This is a genomic window from Oceanobacillus bengalensis (assembly GCF_003628445.1).
Classification (GTDB): Bacteria; Bacillota; Bacilli; order Bacillales; family Amphibacillaceae; genus Oceanobacillus; species Oceanobacillus bengalensis.
The window spans coordinates 84,161-102,866 of record NZ_RBZO01000004.1 but is presented as its reverse complement, the minus strand read 5'-3'; the positions used below and the strand labels follow the sequence as shown (position 1 = coordinate 102,866).

Here is an 18,706-nt window from a genome sequence, read left to right as displayed (position 1 = left end):
AGGAGATTTTTCATGAAAGAAAAATTATTTCAATCAAATAACGAAGAATATGAGGACCCTATTTTATATGATAAGGAAAACAATGCCTACAATGACGATATCCCATTCCTCTTAAAATGGTCCTCAAAGGTTGATGGAACGATAATCGATTTGGCCTGTGGAACAGGGAGAGCGACTATTCCTTTAGCAAAAGGTGGGCATAAACTTATCGGTGTGGATGTACATCAGGGAATGTTAGCTGAAGCGAATAGAAAATCTTCAGATTCACAATTGAAGATTGCTTGGGTCTTACAGGATTGTACAAAATTGCATCTGAATACAAAAAGTAGGATGATTTATTCTGTTGGAAATTCATTTCAACATTTTCTTACTAACGAAACACAGGATGGTCTGTTACAATCAGTTAACAGACACTTAGAAGAGGCTGGTGTATTTATTTTTAGCACGAGATTTCCAAGCGCCGATGAATTGCTGCAACCAAGTACGGAAGAATATTGGAGAACGTACACGGACAGTGAAACATTGCTTGAGGTAGATCTATTTACAATTAGCAAGTACGATTCTCTGAACCAAATCCAACACAACACGACGATTAGAAGGTATAGAAGGCAATCTGGAGAAATCATAGATGAAAAAAGGACCAACATCAGCTTACGATACGTCTTTCCAAAAGAAATGGAACGAATCTTGTTTGCGAATGGATTTGAAATCGTGCATGTCTACGAAGACTGGAAGGAGAGTCCTTTAAAAGAAGATAGTAATCAAATGGTTTATGTTTGTAGGAAATTAACTACTATTTAAATGCAGATTGGATCATGAGTATGGCCTAGCTACATTGAGGTCTTCAAGAAAATCATAATGTACCTCCATTCCTTGACGCCTTCCCATGTACTATTCTATGATTAAAGCAATACATAAGATAAGAGACGAAGGGAATGAGTTTCAATAGATCTGAATAAAATTGGGCAAAAAATAAAGCAATTACGTTTAAGACAGAAGAAGACGCAACAGCAAATAGCAGATGTATGTGGCATTTCAAAAAGTATGCTATCAAAAATTGAGAATGGGCAAACGGCTTCTGCTGTTGCCACGTTATCGAAAATAAGCGAAGCATTAGACGTTTCCCTTTCCTGGGTTCTTGATGATAAAACCAATGAAGACCTTGTATTACAGAAAAGATCAAACCGTAAATCCAAGGTTGGGGATGTGCATATGGGATATTCCTATGAATTATTAGCTAATAGAGCTCATTCTAGTGGGATTGAACCAACCATTGTACATGTAGCACCAAAGAATATGAACAGGCGGAATGAATCCTACACCCATTCTCAAGATGAATTCATCTTCATTCTTGAGGGAGCGATTTATTTACTTTACGATGAAGAGAATTATTATATGGAAAAAGGGGATAGTGCGTATTTTCAAGGTTCAAAACCCCATCTCTTTGTACCAGTAAATGATGAAGAAGCACAAGTATTAACATGTTTTATTGATCAGGATGTATAATAAGCAGCTATGGTGTATTTACTTGAAAGATTGTGAAGTAAATGAAACGATTATTAACAATCTTAGTCAGTTATTAATTGCAGGAATTGGTGCATATTATGTTTTTTAGGCGATGGAAACATATACAATACAATGATATTAGCAGCAGGTCATTAAAAAGAGGGGGATAATGATGGTACGAAGTAAACTAGCACTCTTTAGTTCATTTATTATTCTAGCCATTTGTATGTATTTATTTTTTCCATTTCCAAACAATGTAACGTTAGAAGCACGTTCTCAATTCATGTCATTTCCAATCAGCAATCAAGATGGATATATATTACTTGGTATCATTGGGTCCATTTTGTTTGTAATCGCTATGATTTTACTTGTTATTGGCATGAATAAATATCGCTTTCGTGCAGTTATAATTGTTGCAGTCGTATATACAATTTTACCAAATCTATTAATTACAATGTACCAAGAAACGTTAGCGAGTGGTATTCAAGCAATTTCATACGATAGTCAAGGCGAGTGCAGTTTTGAGTATGTGAGCGAAGACTTATTGAATGGGGAATGCAATCTTGTATTACATAACAGAAGTAGTGAAGATGTGTCATTTGAATTAGAATTTATAGATTCCTCTTACTTTGAAGATGAAGTACGAATGGAGTCACTAATGAATGTAGCTGGTCCACATCATTTTACGATAGAAGCAAATCATAAAAATTCCATTCACTTAAAGGAATTACTTGATTTATCAGATATTCCGAAACATATTGAAGGAGGATCATCGTCTGATATTCATTTTAGGATAATTGACGGGGAACAAACGCGAATTTTATAGTGGTTGTTTATCTTTGAACCGTTTAACAGTAAAGAGCATTTCCTTGTGAGGAATGCTCTTTTTTATCTGGAATTACCAAAATATAAATATAAACAATATTTTTTTATTGCAAAACGATAAATGTTATATTAGAATCAATAAGTAAATAAATTTAGTGAGGTGCTTTTTATGAAACGAGGGTCAACACTCTTTTTAAAAATAGCTGTTATTTTAATTGGTATACCTATTTTAGCTTTATGCATATTTTTATTGCCTCAAATAGCATATGAAGCTATTCTGCAAGCTGGTGAAGGTTCTGACTTAGCTTATATAGTATTTGCAATATTAATTGTCATGTATGTATCGATAATACCGTTTTATTTTGCATTGTTCCAGGCATTGAAACTTTTAAGTTATATCGATAAGAACGAAGCTTTCTCTCAAATTTCAGTAAGAGCTTTAAAGAATATAAAAAACTGTGCCATTACAATTAGTGGTTTGCATATAGTAGCCCTACCATTTGTCTATATCATAGCGGAATGGGATGACGCACCTGGACTCATATTAATCGGAATGGTCATTATTGGTGCTTCAATGGTAATTGCAGTCTTTGCTGCTGTTCTCCAAAGACTTTTACAACAAGCTATTCATATAAAATCAGAAAATGATTTAACGGTTTGAGGTGATAACATGGCGATTATAATCAATATTGATGTGATGTTGGCGAAAAGAAAAATGAGTGTTACAGAGCTTTCGGGGAGGGTTGGAATAACAATGGCTAATCTTTCTATATTGAAAAACGGAAAGGCAAAAGCAATTCGTGTGACAACTTTAGATGCAATTTGTAAGGCGTTAGAATGTCAGCCTGGAGATATTTTAGAATACAGAAGTGATGAAGATACTTCAGGTTCATAATGTGGGGAAATTCATGATTGCAATGTTCTCATTCTTACTTATCCACTCCCTTAATAAATTCCTAATCTTACAAAAATAATTTATTTATCACTCGAATTGTGTGATAATATAGAAAATGGCAGAGACTCTATGGGGGTGGAAGGTTTGGACTACCTTGAAGCAAATATAATTCATGCACGAATCTCTACAGATGAAAATTGGTTATACATTATTGTGGATCAAAATAAGAGACAAATAGTATATATGGGAACTACAGAAATCCACCCAGTTGCACAGATAGAGAAACTTATTACAGATGGAACATATGAAACAAATGAAAATTCAGCACTAAAATTATATGCATTTCCGATACCGACAACAAAGAATAGGGAATTAATAAAGAAAATGGTTGTAAATGAACTGGAACAATTGAATGTAGATATTCGTGAGGAATTTGAAGGTGCGACATTAGATGCAGAAATATGGAAGGAACATGTAGATTTCTCTAAGAAAATAATCGCAAATATAAACATGATACAATTCGGTTGAAACGCATAGAATGGACCAATGGAAAAATGTGAAGAATTGCTGTTGACATACCATATTTCGAGGAATATAGAGGCTATTGATAAAGTAGCTCAAAGGCTTCCATTCCAAGTGTATCGATTACCGTTCTAACTCGGTTAATAATTGAATCGAAAGGTAAAAGAGCGATAAGTGAATTATAAGCAATGTTTTAGTGTAAGTGTATAGGGTGAAGATTACAGTATTCTGTAATCTTCACCCTTTTTGTATGGCTAAATCTGATTTCGTTTATTTTAAGTCATAAAACTCATTTTGTTCAACATTTTGTCACGAACACCTCATTGTGTGCTTAAAATCACATTCTGGGTGTGATGTAGTTCACTTAGTAAGCCCCACCTACAACTTACAATGTAATTGTAAAGTAAATAAGGGAGGGTTTATCAAATGGAGACAAACAAAGGGATCATCCCAGAGAATAACACGAAAGATGACGATGAAGATTCACTAAGAGGTTCATTATTTTCATCACTTGTATTTGTTGGAGGAACAATCGTAGCTTGTATTTTATTACTTTTCATCTTATACATGGTTAGATATTAAAAGGAGGTTATCGCATGAAAATGCATCGTTTTGAAGAAATATTTCTCATTATTGGTGTTGCCATTTTGGTGTTATCGATGGTTGTTACAGGGTATCAAACATTCGCATTAGAAATGGGTCCACCTAGTCATACAGAAACAATTGATCCACAGAAAGTTGATGAAACGGCACCGTTCGATAATCCAGGTGTATTTCAAACAGGTGATAATGAATACGAAGTTGTTATGACTTTACAAGTGTTCTCATTTACACCAAACCAAATTGAAGTACCGGTCGGATCAGAAGTTACATTTACGATGACTTCTAAAGATGTAACACATGGATTCCAAATAGCTGGAACAAATGTTAACGCAATGGTAATGCCTGGACACATTCAAAAAATTACAGAAACATTTGATGAACCAGGTGAATATTTAGTTTTATGTAACGAGTATTGTGGTGCTGGTCATCAAATGATGGCTACAACAATTACAGTTAAGTAGGAAGGAGGACAATATTATGGAAGCAGTAGTAAAAAATACTTTCGGTAGCAAAGTTAATGAAGTAGCAGGTGTCAATAAACAAGATGCACGAATTACTTTAACATTTTTCACAGTAGCATTTATAGCATTTTTTCTAGGTTGTGTTTTAGGATTACTTCAAGGGCTTAATCGTGCAGGACTTTTGGAACTACCAGCATGGCTAAATTATTATCAAGTACTTTCTGGTCACGGGGTATTATTGGTTCTAGTATTTAGTACAACATTTATGCTTGGTTACTTCCTAGCGGCATTTTCTCACACACTAGGAGGACTTCTGCCAAAAGTTAGAAAAATGGCATGGGTTGGATTCGCATTAATGGTTGTTGGTGTTGTGTTTGTTGCAACAACCATTATCATGGGTGACGCATCTGTTATGTATACGTTCTACCCACCAATGGCAGCATCCCCTTGGTTTTACGTTGGTTTAGTATTTTTAGTTTTAGGTATTTGGGCTGTTCTCTTTGGAGGATTTATCAATGTAGCTGATTGGAGAAAGAAACATAAAGGGCAGCATCTACCATTACTAGCATATTTCGCAACAGGTGCATTCGTTTTATTCTTCTTTGGTAGTATCGGTGTTACGATTGAAGTTCTAATGATCATCCCTTGGGCATTCGGATGGACAGAAACAATTAATGTTATGCTTAGTCGTACGCTATTCTGGAGTTTTGGTCATACACTCGTTAACATTTGGTATTTAACAGCTGTATCTTCATGGTATGTTGCAGTACCGAAACTTATCGGCGGAAAATTATTAAGTGATTCATTAGCTCGCTTAGTTGTTATTATCCTAGTTGTATTAAATATTACTGGTGGATTCCACCATCAAATTATTGACCCAGGTATAACAGAAGGGATTAAATTCATGCACGTATTTATGAGTTTATCTATCGCATTCCCTTCATTAATGACAGCTTTCGCAATGTTTGCAGTATTTGAACGTACAGGACGTAAGAAAGGTGCAAAAGGGCTCTTGGGCTGGATTAAAAAGTTACCATGGGGCGACGTTCGCTTCCTAGCACCAATGATCGCAATGATTGGCTTTATTCCAGCAGGAGCTGGTGGTATTGCACAAACGAATAACCAATTAAACCAAGTTGTTCATAACTCCATGTGGGTTGTTGGTCACTTCCATTTAACCCTAGGAGTAACAGTAGTATTGTCATTCTGCGGTATTGCATACTGGTTAATTCCACATCTGACAAAACGTGTGCTTACACCTAAAATCAATAAACTAGGTGTTATTCAAACAATTGTTTGGTCATTAGGTATGTTATTCATGTCTGGTGCAATGCACTGGGTTGGACTATTAGGTTCACCAAGAAGAACTTCTTATACAACATACGGTGATAATGCAACCGCATTAGGTTGGGATCCATATTTACTCTTCTTAGCTGTAGGTGGAACATTATTAATCATCGGTGCAGTACTCATGGTGTACATTGTATTCCATCTTATGTTTAAAGCACCTAAAGGAGAAACAGAGTTTCCAATCGCAGAAGCAGAAGAAGATGCATCTGAGACTCCAAAATGGACAGAACGATGGACACTTTGGATTGCGTTAATGATTGCAATTGTTGCGATGGCATATGTCATTCCTATTGTAGACATGATTGTTAATGCACCACCAGGATCACCACCATTTAGAACATGGTAATAATGAAGGACAAAGAGATAGTCTAATCGTTAGGCTATCTCTTTGGAATTATATCATCAGTATTTAAGCTTATTTTCCCTGATTCTCAGGGTAAATAAATAAAATCTAGGACGTGATCTTTATGATCAATAATAAACATAATCGGTTAGCAATGATAGTTGTTCTTATGTTTGGTGCAATATTGCTCTTTGTTGGTACAGATGGTTTTAAGGCATTTACGGTAGAGAAGGCTAGAATAAATAAACTCATGGAGGAAAACCCAGTCTTTCCTGAAGTTACGATTGAAGATAGTAAGGAGCGGGTCTATCCATTTAGTGCGTTCGAAGGAAAATATGTAATGCTAACGTTCATCTACACAGCCTGCACGGATGTCTGTCCAGAACTAGAGATGAATCTATACGAAGTTTATCGTTCGATACCAGAGAAATATATTGGTGAGGATATTGTATTTTTAAGTATTAGCTTTGACCCAACAAGAGATAATCCAGCTACACTAGAAAAATATAGACAATATTTTAATAGTGACGGGGAAACATGGCGTATGGCAAGAATCCCAAATCAAACAGAATTAGATAATTTATTAAATGAATTTGGAGTTATTGTTATACCAGATCAAAATGGTCACTTCCAACATAATTCTGCATTTTATCTAGTAGACCCCAATGGGATATTAGTTGAAGTAATGGACTATACTGAGGTAGAAGCAGCTGCAGACAAAGTTACATCTATTCTAACAACAGAAGTGGGGGAATAAAAAAGATGAAACAAGCAATCTATGGACTTGTGTTGTATATATTCTTAATGCTCCCACCAGTTGTTACATTAGCAGAATCTGTAATGGCAATTCATATGCACATGCAAATGCCCCTTTTCGTTGTTGCAGGGTTCCTAATGGCCCCGTTTTTCCAGAAACGATTTCCTAATTTCTTTGCAAAATGGAACAGTAATGGTGTACCAGGAATTATCCTTTTTATGATTATTGTACTTTACTGGTTGCTTCCACGTACGATGGATGAGGCACTAACAATCCCAGCAGTAGAAATATTTAAGTTTATTAGTTTACCATTCTTGGCTGGAATCCCTTTACGTGATAGTTGGAAAAAGCTAGGGAGCCTTGGTAAGAATATAATATATGTCTCATTAAGTGTCTTATTTGGGGTAATGGCATGGCTTTATATTGCTTCACCAACGCAACTTTGCAATAATTATTTAATCGTTGAACAAAAAACACTTGGTTGGGGATTTGTATTCCTTGCATTAGCTATTATGATATATTTTATTCAAACATTATTTATTGATAAATCGGAGTATGAATGAGTTTACAACAAGAGGCTGGGACAAAAGAAATTTAGTAAAGAAAAATCCGAACTATAAGTTTAAGTCCTCCATTAAATTCAAATTAATGGAGGACTTTGTATAGACTTCGGATCTATTTAATTCAGAATAGTGTAGCTCACGCTCACACTTATGAATGTTGTGTGTAGTCATTCGCTGCGGCAGAATGCTTCGCTTTCCGCGGGCACGGCCTCAGCCCTCCTCGGAAGAAGACCACTTCCTGTGGGGTCTTCAGACACGTGCTGTTCCCGCAGGAGTCTACGCATTCTGCCTACGCTATATTAAGTGCTCTAGATGTTATTAAAGCTATCGAACATAAAATAATTACGTTCTGGGCAGTTTTTCCTCGCAAAAGCATCGTTTTTTTAGTGGAAATCAAGTAGAGCAGGAGCTTAGTGGAGGAAAGACACGAAGACTCCTACGGGAGGATAGGCCTAGGTGAGACTGCGTAGTGCGTTAGCACGGAGGAGGCTCACCAGCCGCCCGTGGAAAGCGAAGTGTCTTTCCGGAACGGAGTGCTTAAAACAATTATGAATTAAATATATCTACACTTTATATCAACTATGAATTAATATTCAATTGTAGAATGTTAACATTCTGAGATTCCTATGCTATAATATTCGTCTTTTGATTGGAAGGTTTTAGTTTTGTCTCAGCCTCTTGTTTTTTTGCTGATACCTGGGGAAGCCTCTCTATTGTTAAAATAATTCTTCTTTTAATGCTTCAACACTAACAATCATATTTCCATCTTTATCTGTATGTAATAAGTGTTTCTTCTTTAATTGTGTTAACGTCCTGCTCACTGTTTCACGACTAGATCCAATCATATTCGCTAAGTCACGATTTGTAAATTGCGTTGTTACGTTTATTTCACCGTTGTCTAACTCTTTCCCATGATTATTTGCAATTCGAATTAGGAGTAAAATGATTTGTTCATAGGTATTGTATAAGATCTTTTCTTCTAAACGATTTTGTAAATCAAGAAGTCGCTCTCCAAGTACTCGGAAAAGCTTAATACTTATGTCTGGGTGTGTAATTAAAAAGTTTTCAAAAGAATGGATAGGAATATAGATAAGGACTGCATCTTCTAACACTTCAGCATGTGCCGGGTAATTATCTTTCCTGAAAAAGCCATGATGAGGGAACATTTGCCCCTTTTCAAATACATTAATGATTTGTTCCTTTCCATGCATGTCCGTTCTATAAATTTTAATCTTTCCTTGATGAATGAAATATACATTTGTCATCGGGTCACCTTGCATAAAGATATGTGATCCCTGACGATACGTTCTATTTTGTGCCAAGTCAACGATAGGCTCCATTTCTATATCATTTAAATCTTTAAACAAAGAAAATCGCTGCAACAAATCCTTTACAGATACTGGAAACATGTGGGCCATCCTTTCTTTATATATAAACCGTTTACATTTAGTTACCTTCATTTTATCAATTTATTATTCCTTTTGGTGTGATAAAAGTCATTGTCAATTGCTCTATTAAAACAATCCTAATTAATTGTAGCATACATATTTATAAAATAGGAGATAGATTGATATGTTAACGACACTTACTAATCGTAACACTGTGATGAGAATCATAGCTAGTTTGTGCGATAAATCACATCATAATGATTCATGAAGGTTTATGATAAGGATGTCGACAAGATAGTTAAAAATATTCTAGGAGGGCTTTATATGAAGAAAGGTTTATTAGTAACTCTATTCCTAAGTTTTATTTTAATGCTTGCAGCGTGTGGTGGCGAAGATACAGATGCTACAAGTGATACGTCGGATACTCCAGATTCAGAAGCTACGGAGCAGGTAGAAGAAACAGATTCATCTGCGGAAGCATCAGCAAATAATGATGTAAATATAATAGCAACAAACTATGATCTTGGTCAAGATGAATATGTTGTACAGTCTGGTGAAGAAGTAACATTAACATTAACTAATGAAGAAGGACATCATGGTATATCGATTGATGAGTTTGATGTAACAATCGAAGGAGATGGCGAAGTAACATTTACACCAGACGAACCTGGTGAATATAGAATCTATTGCAACATTTTCTGTGGTGAAGGTCATGGAGAAATGGTGGCTACTTTAGTAGTGATATAGAGTATATCTACAATTCCAGCAATACACTAGGTTAATGCTTTTCAACTTTTTAAAGCTAAATAATTGCGAGCATGTTGGTTGATCGTAACGGAAAACTACGTGCACTTACTTCAAAATTTGTATCTGCAATAAATTAATAAATCTAAAAAAACTGGAGGGTAGTACAATGAATGGTATCGAATATAAAGTAAAAATTCATGCACCAGATATTACACCAAGAATTCGTCATGTTAAAATCCTAGAAGCATTTGATGGATTACAACCAGGTGAATTTATGCATCTATCGAACGACCATGATCCAAAGCCATTACAATATCAACTTATGATAGAAAAAGAAGGATTATTTACTTGGGAATACCTTGAAAATGGGCCTGATCTTTGGCAAGTTGCAATAGGTAAAAAATAACCGAAATCAAATAACCCTCGATATTGACAATCATCGGGGGTTGTTTTTAATGAAGGATATGATGTGTGACAATTCTCACATCATATTAAATACAGCCGTGCTACACTTTAAGTAAATACAATTCACCAAGGGTGGGAAAAAAGATGTTTAATCGAGATTATAACAAAGATCCTTTTATTGTTATATGGGAATTGACACGTGCATGTCAGTTGCATTGTTTGCACTGTAGAGCTGAGGCACAGTATCACAGACACCCATTAGAATTAACGTTTGAAGAAGGTAAAAAACTAATTGATGATATTTTTGAAATGGACAATCCAATGCTTGTATTTACTGGTGGGGATCCATTAGAGCGTCCTGATGTATTTGATATTGCTGAATATGCAATTAAGAAAGGTGTTCGCGTATCAATGACACCATCAGCAACACCGAATGTCACAAAAGAAGCAATGCAAAAAGCTAAAGATATTGGACTTGCTAGATGGGCGTTTAGTATTGACGGTCATTGTGCCGAGGTCCATGATCATTTTCGTGGTACGGAAGGTTCTTTTGATTTGACGATGAATGCAATCAACTACTTACATGAGTTGGATATGCCATTACAAATTAATACAGTAATTTCAAGATATAATTATGAATACTTAGATGAACTGGCAGAAATGGTGGAAAAGTTAGGAGTTGTTTTATGGAGTGTGTTTTTCCTTGTTCCTACTGGAAGGGGAAAAGAGTCTGACATGATTTCCCCAGCAGAGCACGAAAAAGTATTTAGATGGTTATATAATCTATCGAAACGTGTTCCGTTTGATATCAAAACAACTGCAGGACAGCATTATCGCCGTGTCGTTATTCAAAATAAAATGCGCGAGCATAGAGGTATGAGTGACAAGGAACATATTTTTTACGAAGATGCCATCAATCAAGGAAAGACAGGTCAAATTGACGGGTTAGGTCGTGCTCCACAAGGCGTGAATGATGGAAATGGATTTGTCTTCATTTCGCATACGGGAGATGTTTTCCCAAGTGGGTTATTACCAATTAAAGCAGGTAATGTAAGGAAAACACCGTTATCCACAATATATAGGGAATCTGAGATATTTAAAAATTTAAGGAATCCTGATAAATACAAAGGGAAATGTGGTATCTGCGAATTCCGACATGTTTGTGGCGGGTCAAGGTCAAGAGCGTATAACGTGACAGGCGACTACATGGAAAGTGAACCATATTGTGTGTATATACCAAGAGCAATGAGACAAAAGGGAAAGAAAACAACTGTATAATTATTATGGAAGCCGAGCAATTGCTGTAAAAAGCTGTTGCTCGGCTTTTTTATGGATTGGATTTGAAGCGATAGTGTAACCGAACAGGATATTTGCCAAATTGATGAACAATAATCGCGTTTTCCAACTTGATTAGTGGAATTTAAGTATAAAAAAGGAAATTAAACCTCATAATTGTGATATATATTTTTAAAAAAGTAGTGACAATAGATTAGGAGGGATGAAAATATGTCAGGTCCAGGTTTAAAACATGTAGATAGTCATGCTGCAATTCATGAGGCAGCCCTGAATGAAGCAAGTGAGTTAAATGATATCCTAGCAAAATTAATAGAGCATAAACAAATGGACAAGGCTTTGGAAACTGCATTCATTGCTGTTGAACATTGGGAAACACGCACGCTTAGACATGCAGATGCAGAAGAAAAGGGATTATATAAAGATTTAGTAGAGGAAAATCCAAAGCTAAAAGATGATGTCATTCAGTTAACTCGAGATCATAATATCATGCGGTTTTTAGTAAAGGAAATTAAACAATCACTTGAAAAGGAAGGGTTTAATAAGGGCGTACTGGAGAAACTTCACGCACTTGTTCACGTCGATTTGTACCATAACCAAGAGGAAGAACGAATTTTGCCGCATCATTAATGAAGAGGTGATTATTCATGAGCGAAGAGCAGGAAATAAATATTAAATCCCTAATCTCTATTTCTCCAAAATTGTACCAAAAGATTACGAAAGAGTTGGAGAACAAGTACCATATCCACTCGTACGACTTACAAGTAACTGGGATCAAACAAGAAGAAGGAATCAAAGTTGTTCTGCGATTTGGAGAACATTTTAATAATGAAAAAGAACAGTTTTTCTCCTATGAATCTTTAGAAGATGATAAAGCACTAGACACCTTTATCGATGAAGCAGGAGAAACATGTAAGCAAGTATTAATTGATGATTATTTCAAAAAAATGGCCCCATAGCATAAGGAAAAAAGGAGGAGAAGTGTTGTTTTTCTTTGAGAATGAAGCAGGTTTTGTCCAGGATAGGGAAGACTTACTCCATGTACTCAAGTTGCGGTTTGGCGACATAGCACCTGGGATTGTAGATTCTATTTATAAAATAGATGATTTAGATGCACTAGAACGGCTGATTTTGGTAGCAGCTAATGCACCAACATTAACGGTTTTTCTTGAAGAATTAGAAGCTGGAAATGATAGCTTTAAAATTGTTGGAGAACGTTTTAATCCAATCGATTCCATACAGCAAGGGGGGGACAGTCATGGCCAAGAATGGTAACAAGCTAGTAGAAAGGTTTAAATATCTAAAGCGTGGAAAAGTAATTAATGATGGATGGACAGAAGAAAGTCCAAGATCAAGAGATTCTGAAGATATATACAGACGTAGATGGCAACATGATAAGATTGTTCGCTCAACACATGGGGTAAACTGTACGGGCTCATGTAGTTGGAAAATCTATGTGAAAGACGGCATTATCACATCGGAAACACAGCAAACAGACTATCCTTCTACTGGAGATGATTTTCCTGAATACGAACCACGTGGATGTCCTCGTGGAGCGAGTTTTTCCTGGTATACATATAGTCCAGCTAGAGTGAAATATCCATATGTTCGTGGTGACTTATATGAACTATGGAAGGAAGAACGGAAAAACGGGGGAAATCCTGTCAAAGCTTGGGAAAACATTCAAAGTGATCCTGAAAAGCGTAGTAGATTTGTAAAAGCACGCGGAAAAGGTGGTTTTGTTCGAGCCGAATGGAAGGATGTCTGTGAACTCATTGCGAGTGCAACAATCTACACGATTAAGAAATATGGGCCAGATCGTGTGGCTGGATTTAGTCCGATTCCTGCTATGTCAATGGTTAGTTATGCAGGCGGGGCTCGCTTTCTTTCGTTAATTGGTGCTACTATCCTGAGTTTCTATGATTGGTATGCAGATCTTCCACCTGCATCCCCGCAAGTATGGGGGGAACAGACAGACGTACCAGAGAGTGCTGATTGGTTCAACACAAAATACTTTATTATTTGGGGAACGAATCTACCGCAAACGCGTACACCTGATGCGCATTTTATGGTCGAGGCGAGGTATAACGGAACAAAGGTTGTCGGGGTTAGTCCAGATTACGCAGAATATGAAAAATTTGCTGACCTGTGGCTTCCAGCAAGAGCTGGGACGGACGGAGCACTTGCGATGGCAATGACGCATGTTATTTTAAAGGAATTTTATGTAAAACAACAGACTCCTTATTTTGTAGATTATGTGAAGAAATTTACGGACCTTCCTTTCCTAGTTATTTTAAGGGAACATGGCGAAGAATATCGAACAGACCGATTCTTTAGAGCATCCGACTTGAATGATTCACATAAACTTGATGAATGGAAAACAGCAGTGTGGGACGAAAGTACAAGTCAAATTGAAGTTCCAAATGGTACGCAAGGCCATCGTTGGGACGGAGGAAGCAATTGGAACTTAGATCTTACAAAAGAAGATGGCTCCGTGATTGACCCGAAACTCAGCTTTATCGATGACTCCGATGAAGTAACCCAAGTTACTTTCCCGTATTTTGCAGAAGAAGACGGTGGAACGTTAACACGTGGGGTACCAGTAAAACATATTACTGATTCTATTGGAAATAAGTTAATCGTAACGACTGTCTATGACCTGATGATGGCCCATGTTGGGGTGGACAGGGGTCTACTTGGAGATTATCCAAAAGATTATAATGATGATAAACCCTATACACCAGCTTGGCAGGAGAGCATTACTGGTGTAAATAAAAATCATGTCATTCAAATTGCCAAAGAATTTGCAGATAATGCAGCTCGGACAAAAGGAAAATCAATGATTGCATTAGGTGGTGGAACGAACCACTGGTACCATAGTGACCAAATTTACCGTGCGATTTTAAACCTTATCCTATTAACTGGATCTCAAGGCGTAAACGGTGGTGGTTGGGCGCATTATGTTGGTCAAGAAAAAGTTCGTCCAACAGAGGGATGGAATGTGGTTTCCTTTGCAAGTGACTGGGGAAATGCTGCAAGACTTCAAAATGGAACATCTTTCTTTTACTTTGCAACCGAACAGTTCCGCTATGAATCGGAAATTAACAAGGAAAACACAACTTGGAGTAGTAAATACAACAACATGCATCCAGCAGATGTAAATGCACTATCTGCAAGACTAGGTTGGCTGCCATCTTTCCCGCAGTTTTCACAAAACTCGATTGACATTGTGAAAGAAAGCAGGGAGAGTGGGGCGAAGACTGACAAGGAAGTCATTGATGATGTGGTACGTAAGATTAAAGCAGGAGAAATAGAGTGGGCAATTGAAAATCCGAACGATCCACGAAATTTCCCAAGAGTATTCTTTAATTGGCGCTCAAACCTACTTGGCGATAGTGGAAAAGGTCATGAGTATTTTGCGAAGCATTTAATTGGTGGAGACCATCAGGTGATGACAGATGCCAAAAATTCTTGGCAACCAGAAACGGTGAATGTATCTGAAGAACCACCAGAAGGAAAAACCGACCTATTTGTCAGCATTGATTTCCGAATGACAAGCTCTGGGTTATTTTCAGACATCGTTTTACCAGCTGCAACTTGGTATGAAAAATTTGATATTAGTAGTACAGATATGCATCCATTTATCCATCCATTTAATGCAGCGATATCACCACCATGGCAAGCGAAAAGTGATTGGGATTCATTCCGTGAAATTGCAAAGGTATTCTCAGAACTAGCGGAAGAACATTTGCCAGCAACGGAAGAATTACTTATGCGACCACTTGGTAAGGATTCTCAAGATGAAATCGCGCAAGCATTTGGGAAAATAAAAGATTGGCGTACAGGGGAAGTGGAAGCAATTCCTGGAAAAACAATGCCAAACTTACAAGTTATTCCGCGTGATTTCCCTAAAGTCTATGAAAAAATGATTACAGTTGGTCCTGAAATGAAGAAAGGCTATGGTGGTAAAGGCGTTAAAATCCCTGGTGAAAAAGTCTTTGAAGAATTAAAATCGAGGCTTGGCGTTTCAAAAAAAGAAGGAATTGGTAAAGGAAATCCTGATTTATATACCGATAAAAAAGCAATTGATGCGATTTTGCTTATGTCTGGTGCCTCTAATGGTAAACGTGCTGTTGAAGGCTGGAAATCATTAGAAGCAAAAACGGGGCAGAAGTTAACTGAAATAGCTGAAGAAAGAGCAGAGGAAGATTTCACGTTAAGGGAATTAACGATTCAACCACGAACATCCATTTCAACTCCGGTATGGAGTGGGATGGAAAAAGACGGCAGACGTTATTCTCCATTCACAGTGAATACGGAATATAACATCCCATGGCGTACGTTAACTGGTAGACAAAGCTTTTATTTGGACCACGAAATGATACTTGATTTTGGGGAAGGTCTTCCTTTATATTTGCCACCACTTAATAAAGGACCTTTCTTAAAACGTGATAAAGGCGTGGAAGATAACGGGAAATCAATTACTGTTCGTTACCTTACTCCACACCAAAAATGGGGTATCCATACCATGTTCACAGAAGCAATGCCAATGACTCAATTATTTAGAGGATGGCAGGTTGTTTGGATGAATGAAGAAGACGGTGCTTCTATTGGAATTAAGGATAATGACTTTATAGAAGTGTATAACCGAAATGGTGTAATTGCTGCCAGGGCTGTTCTTACGTATCGAATACCTAAGGGAATGGTTTATATGTACCATGCCCAAGACAGAACGATGGGAGTTCCTGGAACTGCTATTAATAAAAAGCGTGGTGGAACACATAACAGTGTAACAAGAATCACGTTAAAACCAACCCATATGATTGGTGGATATTCACAGCTTAGTTATGGATTTAATTATTACGGCCCAACAGGTCATCAGCGCGACACGATGGCTATTGTCAGACCGCTTAAGGAGGTAGATTGGCTTGAGAATTAAAGCACAGGTTGCAATGGTAATGCACCTAGATAAATGTATTGGTTGTCATACTTGCTCCGTAACCTGTAAAAACACATGGACGAATAGACCTGGAACAGAATACATGTGGTTTAACAACGTAGAAACACGTCCAGGCCCTGGGTACCCGAAACGCTGGGAAGATACCGACCGCTATAAAGGTGGCTGGGAACTAAAGAATGGAAAACTTACGCTTCGTGCAGGTGGGCCAATTACGAAACTTGCTAACATTTTTTACAATCCAAATATGGCAGAAATGGAAGATTTTTATGAGCCGTGGACATATGATTATGATAATCTCATCCATAGCCCGAAGAAGGAAAATCTTCCTGTAGCAAGACCGGTGTCACAAATAACTGGGAAATTTATCGATAAACCAGAATGGGGCTCTAACTGGGATGACGATTTAGCTGGTGGAAGTGAAATCGTTCCACTTGACCCAAATGTTCAAAAAATGCAAGAACATATCAAAATGGAATATGAAAAAACATTTATGATGTACCTTCCAAGAATTTGTGAACATTGCCTAAATCCATCCTGTGTTGCTTCTTGTCCAACAGGAGCATTGTACAAACGAGATGAGGATGGAATTGTTCTTGTCGATCATGATGCTTGCCGTGGTTGGCGTTTTTGCCAGAATGGTTGCCCATACCATAAGGTTTACTACAACTGGCATACACATAAAGCGGAAAAATGTAATTTCTGTTACCCAAGAACAGAAGCAGGACTTCCAACGATTTGTTCCGAAACATGTGTTGGACGTATCCGCTATATTGGGGTTGTTTTATATGATGCTGATAAAGTAAAAGAAGCTGCATCTGTAAAGGACCCGCAAGATTTATATGAAGCACAGCTTGGTTGTTTCCTAGATCCATTTGACCCAGAAGTGCAGGAAAAAGCAAAAGAAGCGGGAATTACGGATGCATGGCTAGAAGCGGCTAAAGATTCGCCAGTTTACAAGATGGCCATTAAATGGAAAATTGCATTACCACTACATCCCGAATATCGCACAATGCCAATGGTTTGGTATGTACCACCACTTAGCCCGATTATGAACCATATTACAAATGAAGATGAGCTAAATACGGATGGTTATATTCCAGCGGTTGACCAAATGCGTATCCCGATTGAATATCTTGCGTCAATACTTGCAGCAGATGATAAAGAAGTTGTTCGTAAAGTTCTTCTGAAGTTATCTGCGATGCGCGTATACATGCGTGGAAAGACAGTCGGAGGAGTCGATGAATTTAGACAAAGTGAATTAGTGAAAGAGGCGAATACCTCACCAGAGGAAATTGAAGAGATGGCAAGACTGTTAGGAATCGCAAAATATGATGAACGTTACGTCATTCCAACTGGTCGTAGAGAAATGGATGATGACTTACATTATAAGCAAGGGACATGTAGTCTTGAAGATTTAGCACCAGCAGAAGGTGAAAATCTGACAATTGGTTTGATGAAGGTGAGAGATAAATTATGAACCAGGAAAAACGAGTCATTTTAGTAATGGCTTCTCGATTATTGGGATATCCTACCGAAGATTTTGGGAAGATAAGTAATGAAATGAATGACCTAATGGATGAGGCTATTGAAGTGGAATCTCTTAAAGAAGAATTAAAGAAGGCATACGTTCCTTTGTCTTCTTTAAGTTCAAGAGAAATCCAGGAATTGTATGTTGAAACCTTTGATTTGAAGTCGAAATTAGGCTTATATCTAACGGCACATGAGCTAGGGGATAGTACAAAAAGAGGAGCAGCACTGATTAAACTCCAAAAAGTTATTAACCAATCAGGATTTGAACGTGTTGGAGAAGAATTGGTTGATTACATTCCGATGTTATTAGAGTTTTTAGCAGTGGCACCGAAAAAACCAGAAGTAGAGCGCATAGAAAAACGAGTTTCTGTAGCTATTTCTTATATGCTGGAACACGTGGATGAGGCAAATCCATATGCTCGAATTCTTGTTATGTTAATGAAACATGTATTCCCTACTCCGTCGAAAGAAGAAATAAAACAATTGGAATCAGGAAGAGAAGAAGCAGACTTGGAAGAACTGCCTTATCCTATCATGTATCAATGATTGTTAGGCATC

General features: G+C 37.2%; 21 protein-coding genes. 20 read left to right on the top strand and 1 reads right to left on the bottom strand.

All coding sequences use genetic code 11. The features are described from left to right. Positions 1-12: 12 nt before the first annotated feature. The 11 genes from D8M05_RS04165 to D8M05_RS04120 all read left to right on the top strand — a co-directional run bounded on the left by D8M05_RS04165 (position 13) and on the right by D8M05_RS04120 (position 7,825). The gene (locus D8M05_RS04165; protein WP_121128947.1) at positions 13-801 is read left to right on the top strand and encodes a class I SAM-dependent methyltransferase; all 789 of its coding nucleotides are present in this window, start codon (positions 13-15) and stop codon (positions 799-801) included. Between the two features lie 144 nt (positions 802-945). Continuing rightward, entirely contained in the window at positions 946-1,506 is a 561-nt protein-coding gene (locus tag D8M05_RS04160; protein ID WP_121128945.1) for a helix-turn-helix domain-containing protein, read from the top strand. 169 nt (positions 1,507-1,675) lie between these two features. Continuing rightward, entirely contained in the window at positions 1,676-2,332 is a 657-nt protein-coding gene (locus D8M05_RS04155) for a hypothetical protein (RefSeq protein ID WP_245985185.1), read from the top strand. Positions 2,333-2,500: 168 nt separating this feature from the next. Beyond that, a complete protein-coding gene (locus D8M05_RS04150; RefSeq protein ID WP_121128941.1) occupies positions 2,501-2,992 on the top strand; it encodes a DUF2975 domain-containing protein in 492 nt (163 codons plus the stop codon). Positions 2,993-3,001: 9 nt separating this feature from the next. Continuing rightward, positions 3,002-3,226, top strand: coding sequence for a helix-turn-helix domain-containing protein (locus D8M05_RS04145; protein WP_121128939.1), 225 nt, complete (start codon positions 3,002-3,004; stop codon positions 3,224-3,226). Between the two features lie 144 nt (positions 3,227-3,370). Beyond that, positions 3,371-3,754: a hypothetical protein gene (locus D8M05_RS04140; protein WP_121128937.1), complete on the top strand. Its 384-nt coding sequence runs from the start codon at positions 3,371-3,373 to the stop codon at positions 3,752-3,754. Positions 3,755-4,174: 420 nt separating this feature from the next. Next, positions 4,175-4,330, top strand: coding sequence for a hypothetical protein (locus D8M05_RS20090; RefSeq protein ID WP_183072696.1), 156 nt, complete (start codon positions 4,175-4,177; stop codon positions 4,328-4,330). Between the two features lie 14 nt (positions 4,331-4,344). Further along, complete coding sequence (locus D8M05_RS04135; protein ID WP_121128935.1) at positions 4,345-4,812, top strand: cytochrome c oxidase subunit II; 468 nt, start codon at positions 4,345-4,347, stop codon at positions 4,810-4,812. A gap of 16 nt (positions 4,813-4,828) precedes the next feature. Further along, positions 4,829-6,508 (top strand): cbb3-type cytochrome c oxidase subunit I, encoded by a 1,680-nt coding sequence (locus D8M05_RS04130; RefSeq protein ID WP_121128933.1) that lies wholly within the window; start codon positions 4,829-4,831, stop codon positions 6,506-6,508. A 121-nt stretch (positions 6,509-6,629) separates the two neighbouring features. Beyond that, positions 6,630-7,262 (top strand): SCO family protein, encoded by a 633-nt coding sequence (locus D8M05_RS04125; RefSeq protein WP_121128931.1) that lies wholly within the window; start codon positions 6,630-6,632, stop codon positions 7,260-7,262. Between the two features lie 5 nt (positions 7,263-7,267). Continuing rightward, entirely contained in the window at positions 7,268-7,825 is a 558-nt protein-coding gene (locus D8M05_RS04120; RefSeq protein ID WP_121128929.1) for a hypothetical protein, read from the top strand. A 716-nt stretch (positions 7,826-8,541) separates the two neighbouring features. On the opposite strand, the gene D8M05_RS04115 is transcribed toward D8M05_RS04120, so the two are convergent. Then, positions 8,542-9,234 carry a Crp/Fnr family transcriptional regulator gene (locus D8M05_RS04115; RefSeq protein WP_121128927.1) on the bottom strand — a complete coding sequence of 231 codons (693 nt, stop codon included), beginning with the start codon at positions 9,232-9,234 and terminating at the stop codon, positions 8,542-8,544. Positions 9,235-9,537: 303 nt separating this feature from the next. Between D8M05_RS04115 and D8M05_RS04110 the strand changes: the two genes are divergently transcribed. The 9 genes from D8M05_RS04110 to narJ all read left to right on the top strand — a co-directional run bounded on the left by D8M05_RS04110 (position 9,538) and on the right by narJ (position 18,694). Beyond that, a complete protein-coding gene (locus D8M05_RS04110) occupies positions 9,538-9,960 on the top strand; it encodes a cupredoxin domain-containing protein (protein WP_121128925.1) in 423 nt (140 codons plus the stop codon). Between the two features lie 166 nt (positions 9,961-10,126). After that, complete coding sequence (locus D8M05_RS04105) at positions 10,127-10,366, top strand: DUF2249 domain-containing protein (protein WP_121128923.1); 240 nt, start codon at positions 10,127-10,129, stop codon at positions 10,364-10,366. 143 nt (positions 10,367-10,509) lie between these two features. Beyond that, the gene (locus D8M05_RS04100) at positions 10,510-11,643 is read left to right on the top strand and encodes a TIGR04053 family radical SAM/SPASM domain-containing protein (protein ID WP_121128921.1); all 1,134 of its coding nucleotides are present in this window, start codon (positions 10,510-10,512) and stop codon (positions 11,641-11,643) included. A gap of 228 nt (positions 11,644-11,871) precedes the next feature. Beyond that, the gene (locus D8M05_RS04095) at positions 11,872-12,288 is read left to right on the top strand and encodes a hemerythrin domain-containing protein (protein WP_121128919.1); all 417 of its coding nucleotides are present in this window, start codon (positions 11,872-11,874) and stop codon (positions 12,286-12,288) included. A gap of 17 nt (positions 12,289-12,305) precedes the next feature. Further along, positions 12,306-12,617, top strand: a complete 312-nt coding sequence (locus D8M05_RS04090; RefSeq protein WP_121128917.1) for a hypothetical protein — start codon at positions 12,306-12,308, stop codon at positions 12,615-12,617. A 25-nt stretch (positions 12,618-12,642) separates the two neighbouring features. Then, positions 12,643-12,933 (top strand): hypothetical protein, encoded by a 291-nt coding sequence (locus D8M05_RS04085; protein ID WP_121128915.1) that lies wholly within the window; start codon positions 12,643-12,645, stop codon positions 12,931-12,933. Continuing rightward, a complete protein-coding gene (locus D8M05_RS04080) occupies positions 12,917-16,597 on the top strand; it encodes a nitrate reductase subunit alpha (RefSeq protein WP_121128913.1) in 3,681 nt (1,226 codons plus the stop codon). Before D8M05_RS04085 ends, D8M05_RS04080 begins: the two co-directional genes overlap by 17 nt. Beyond that, entirely contained in the window at positions 16,587-18,095 is a 1,509-nt protein-coding gene (gene narH / locus D8M05_RS04075; RefSeq protein ID WP_121128911.1) for a nitrate reductase subunit beta, read from the top strand. The genes D8M05_RS04080 and narH overlap by 11 nt, the downstream gene beginning before the upstream one ends. Beyond that, the gene (gene narJ, locus D8M05_RS04070) at positions 18,092-18,694 is read left to right on the top strand and encodes a nitrate reductase molybdenum cofactor assembly chaperone (protein WP_121128909.1); all 603 of its coding nucleotides are present in this window, start codon (positions 18,092-18,094) and stop codon (positions 18,692-18,694) included. Before narH ends, narJ begins: the two co-directional genes overlap by 4 nt. Positions 18,695-18,706 lie beyond the last annotated feature (12 nt).

What these genes read in the sequence shown, in the direction of transcription:
- D8M05_RS04165 (WP_121128947.1), top strand. Translation starts at nt 13, where the DNA reads ATGAAAGAAAAATTATTTCAATCAAATAACGAAGAATATGAGGACCCT.
- D8M05_RS04155 (WP_245985185.1), top strand. Translation starts at nt 1,676, where the DNA reads ATGATGGTACGAAGTAAACTAGCACTCTTTAGTTCATTTATTATTCTA.
- D8M05_RS04150 (WP_121128941.1), top strand. Translation starts at nt 2,501, where the DNA reads ATGAAACGAGGGTCAACACTCTTTTTAAAAATAGCTGTTATTTTAATT.
- D8M05_RS04145 (WP_121128939.1), top strand. Translation starts at nt 3,002, where the DNA reads ATGGCGATTATAATCAATATTGATGTGATGTTGGCGAAAAGAAAAATG.
- D8M05_RS20090 (WP_183072696.1), top strand. Translation starts at nt 4,175, where the DNA reads ATGGAGACAAACAAAGGGATCATCCCAGAGAATAACACGAAAGATGAC.
- D8M05_RS04135 (WP_121128935.1), top strand. Translation starts at nt 4,345, where the DNA reads ATGAAAATGCATCGTTTTGAAGAAATATTTCTCATTATTGGTGTTGCC.
- D8M05_RS04130 (WP_121128933.1), top strand. Translation starts at nt 4,829, where the DNA reads ATGGAAGCAGTAGTAAAAAATACTTTCGGTAGCAAAGTTAATGAAGTA.
- D8M05_RS04125 (WP_121128931.1), top strand. Translation starts at nt 6,630, where the DNA reads ATGATCAATAATAAACATAATCGGTTAGCAATGATAGTTGTTCTTATG.
- D8M05_RS04120 (WP_121128929.1), top strand. Translation starts at nt 7,268, where the DNA reads ATGAAACAAGCAATCTATGGACTTGTGTTGTATATATTCTTAATGCTC.
- D8M05_RS04115 (WP_121128927.1), bottom strand. Translation starts at nt 9,234, where the DNA reads ATGTTTCCAGTATCTGTAAAGGATTTGTTGCAGCGATTTTCTTTGTTT.
- D8M05_RS04110 (WP_121128925.1), top strand. Translation starts at nt 9,538, where the DNA reads ATGAAGAAAGGTTTATTAGTAACTCTATTCCTAAGTTTTATTTTAATG.
- D8M05_RS04105 (WP_121128923.1), top strand. Translation starts at nt 10,127, where the DNA reads ATGAATGGTATCGAATATAAAGTAAAAATTCATGCACCAGATATTACA.
- D8M05_RS04100 (WP_121128921.1), top strand. Translation starts at nt 10,510, where the DNA reads ATGTTTAATCGAGATTATAACAAAGATCCTTTTATTGTTATATGGGAA.
- D8M05_RS04095 (WP_121128919.1), top strand. Translation starts at nt 11,872, where the DNA reads ATGTCAGGTCCAGGTTTAAAACATGTAGATAGTCATGCTGCAATTCAT.
- D8M05_RS04090 (WP_121128917.1), top strand. Translation starts at nt 12,306, where the DNA reads ATGAGCGAAGAGCAGGAAATAAATATTAAATCCCTAATCTCTATTTCT.
- D8M05_RS04080 (WP_121128913.1), top strand. Translation starts at nt 12,917, where the DNA reads ATGGCCAAGAATGGTAACAAGCTAGTAGAAAGGTTTAAATATCTAAAG.
- narJ (WP_121128909.1), top strand. Translation starts at nt 18,092, where the DNA reads ATGAACCAGGAAAAACGAGTCATTTTAGTAATGGCTTCTCGATTATTG.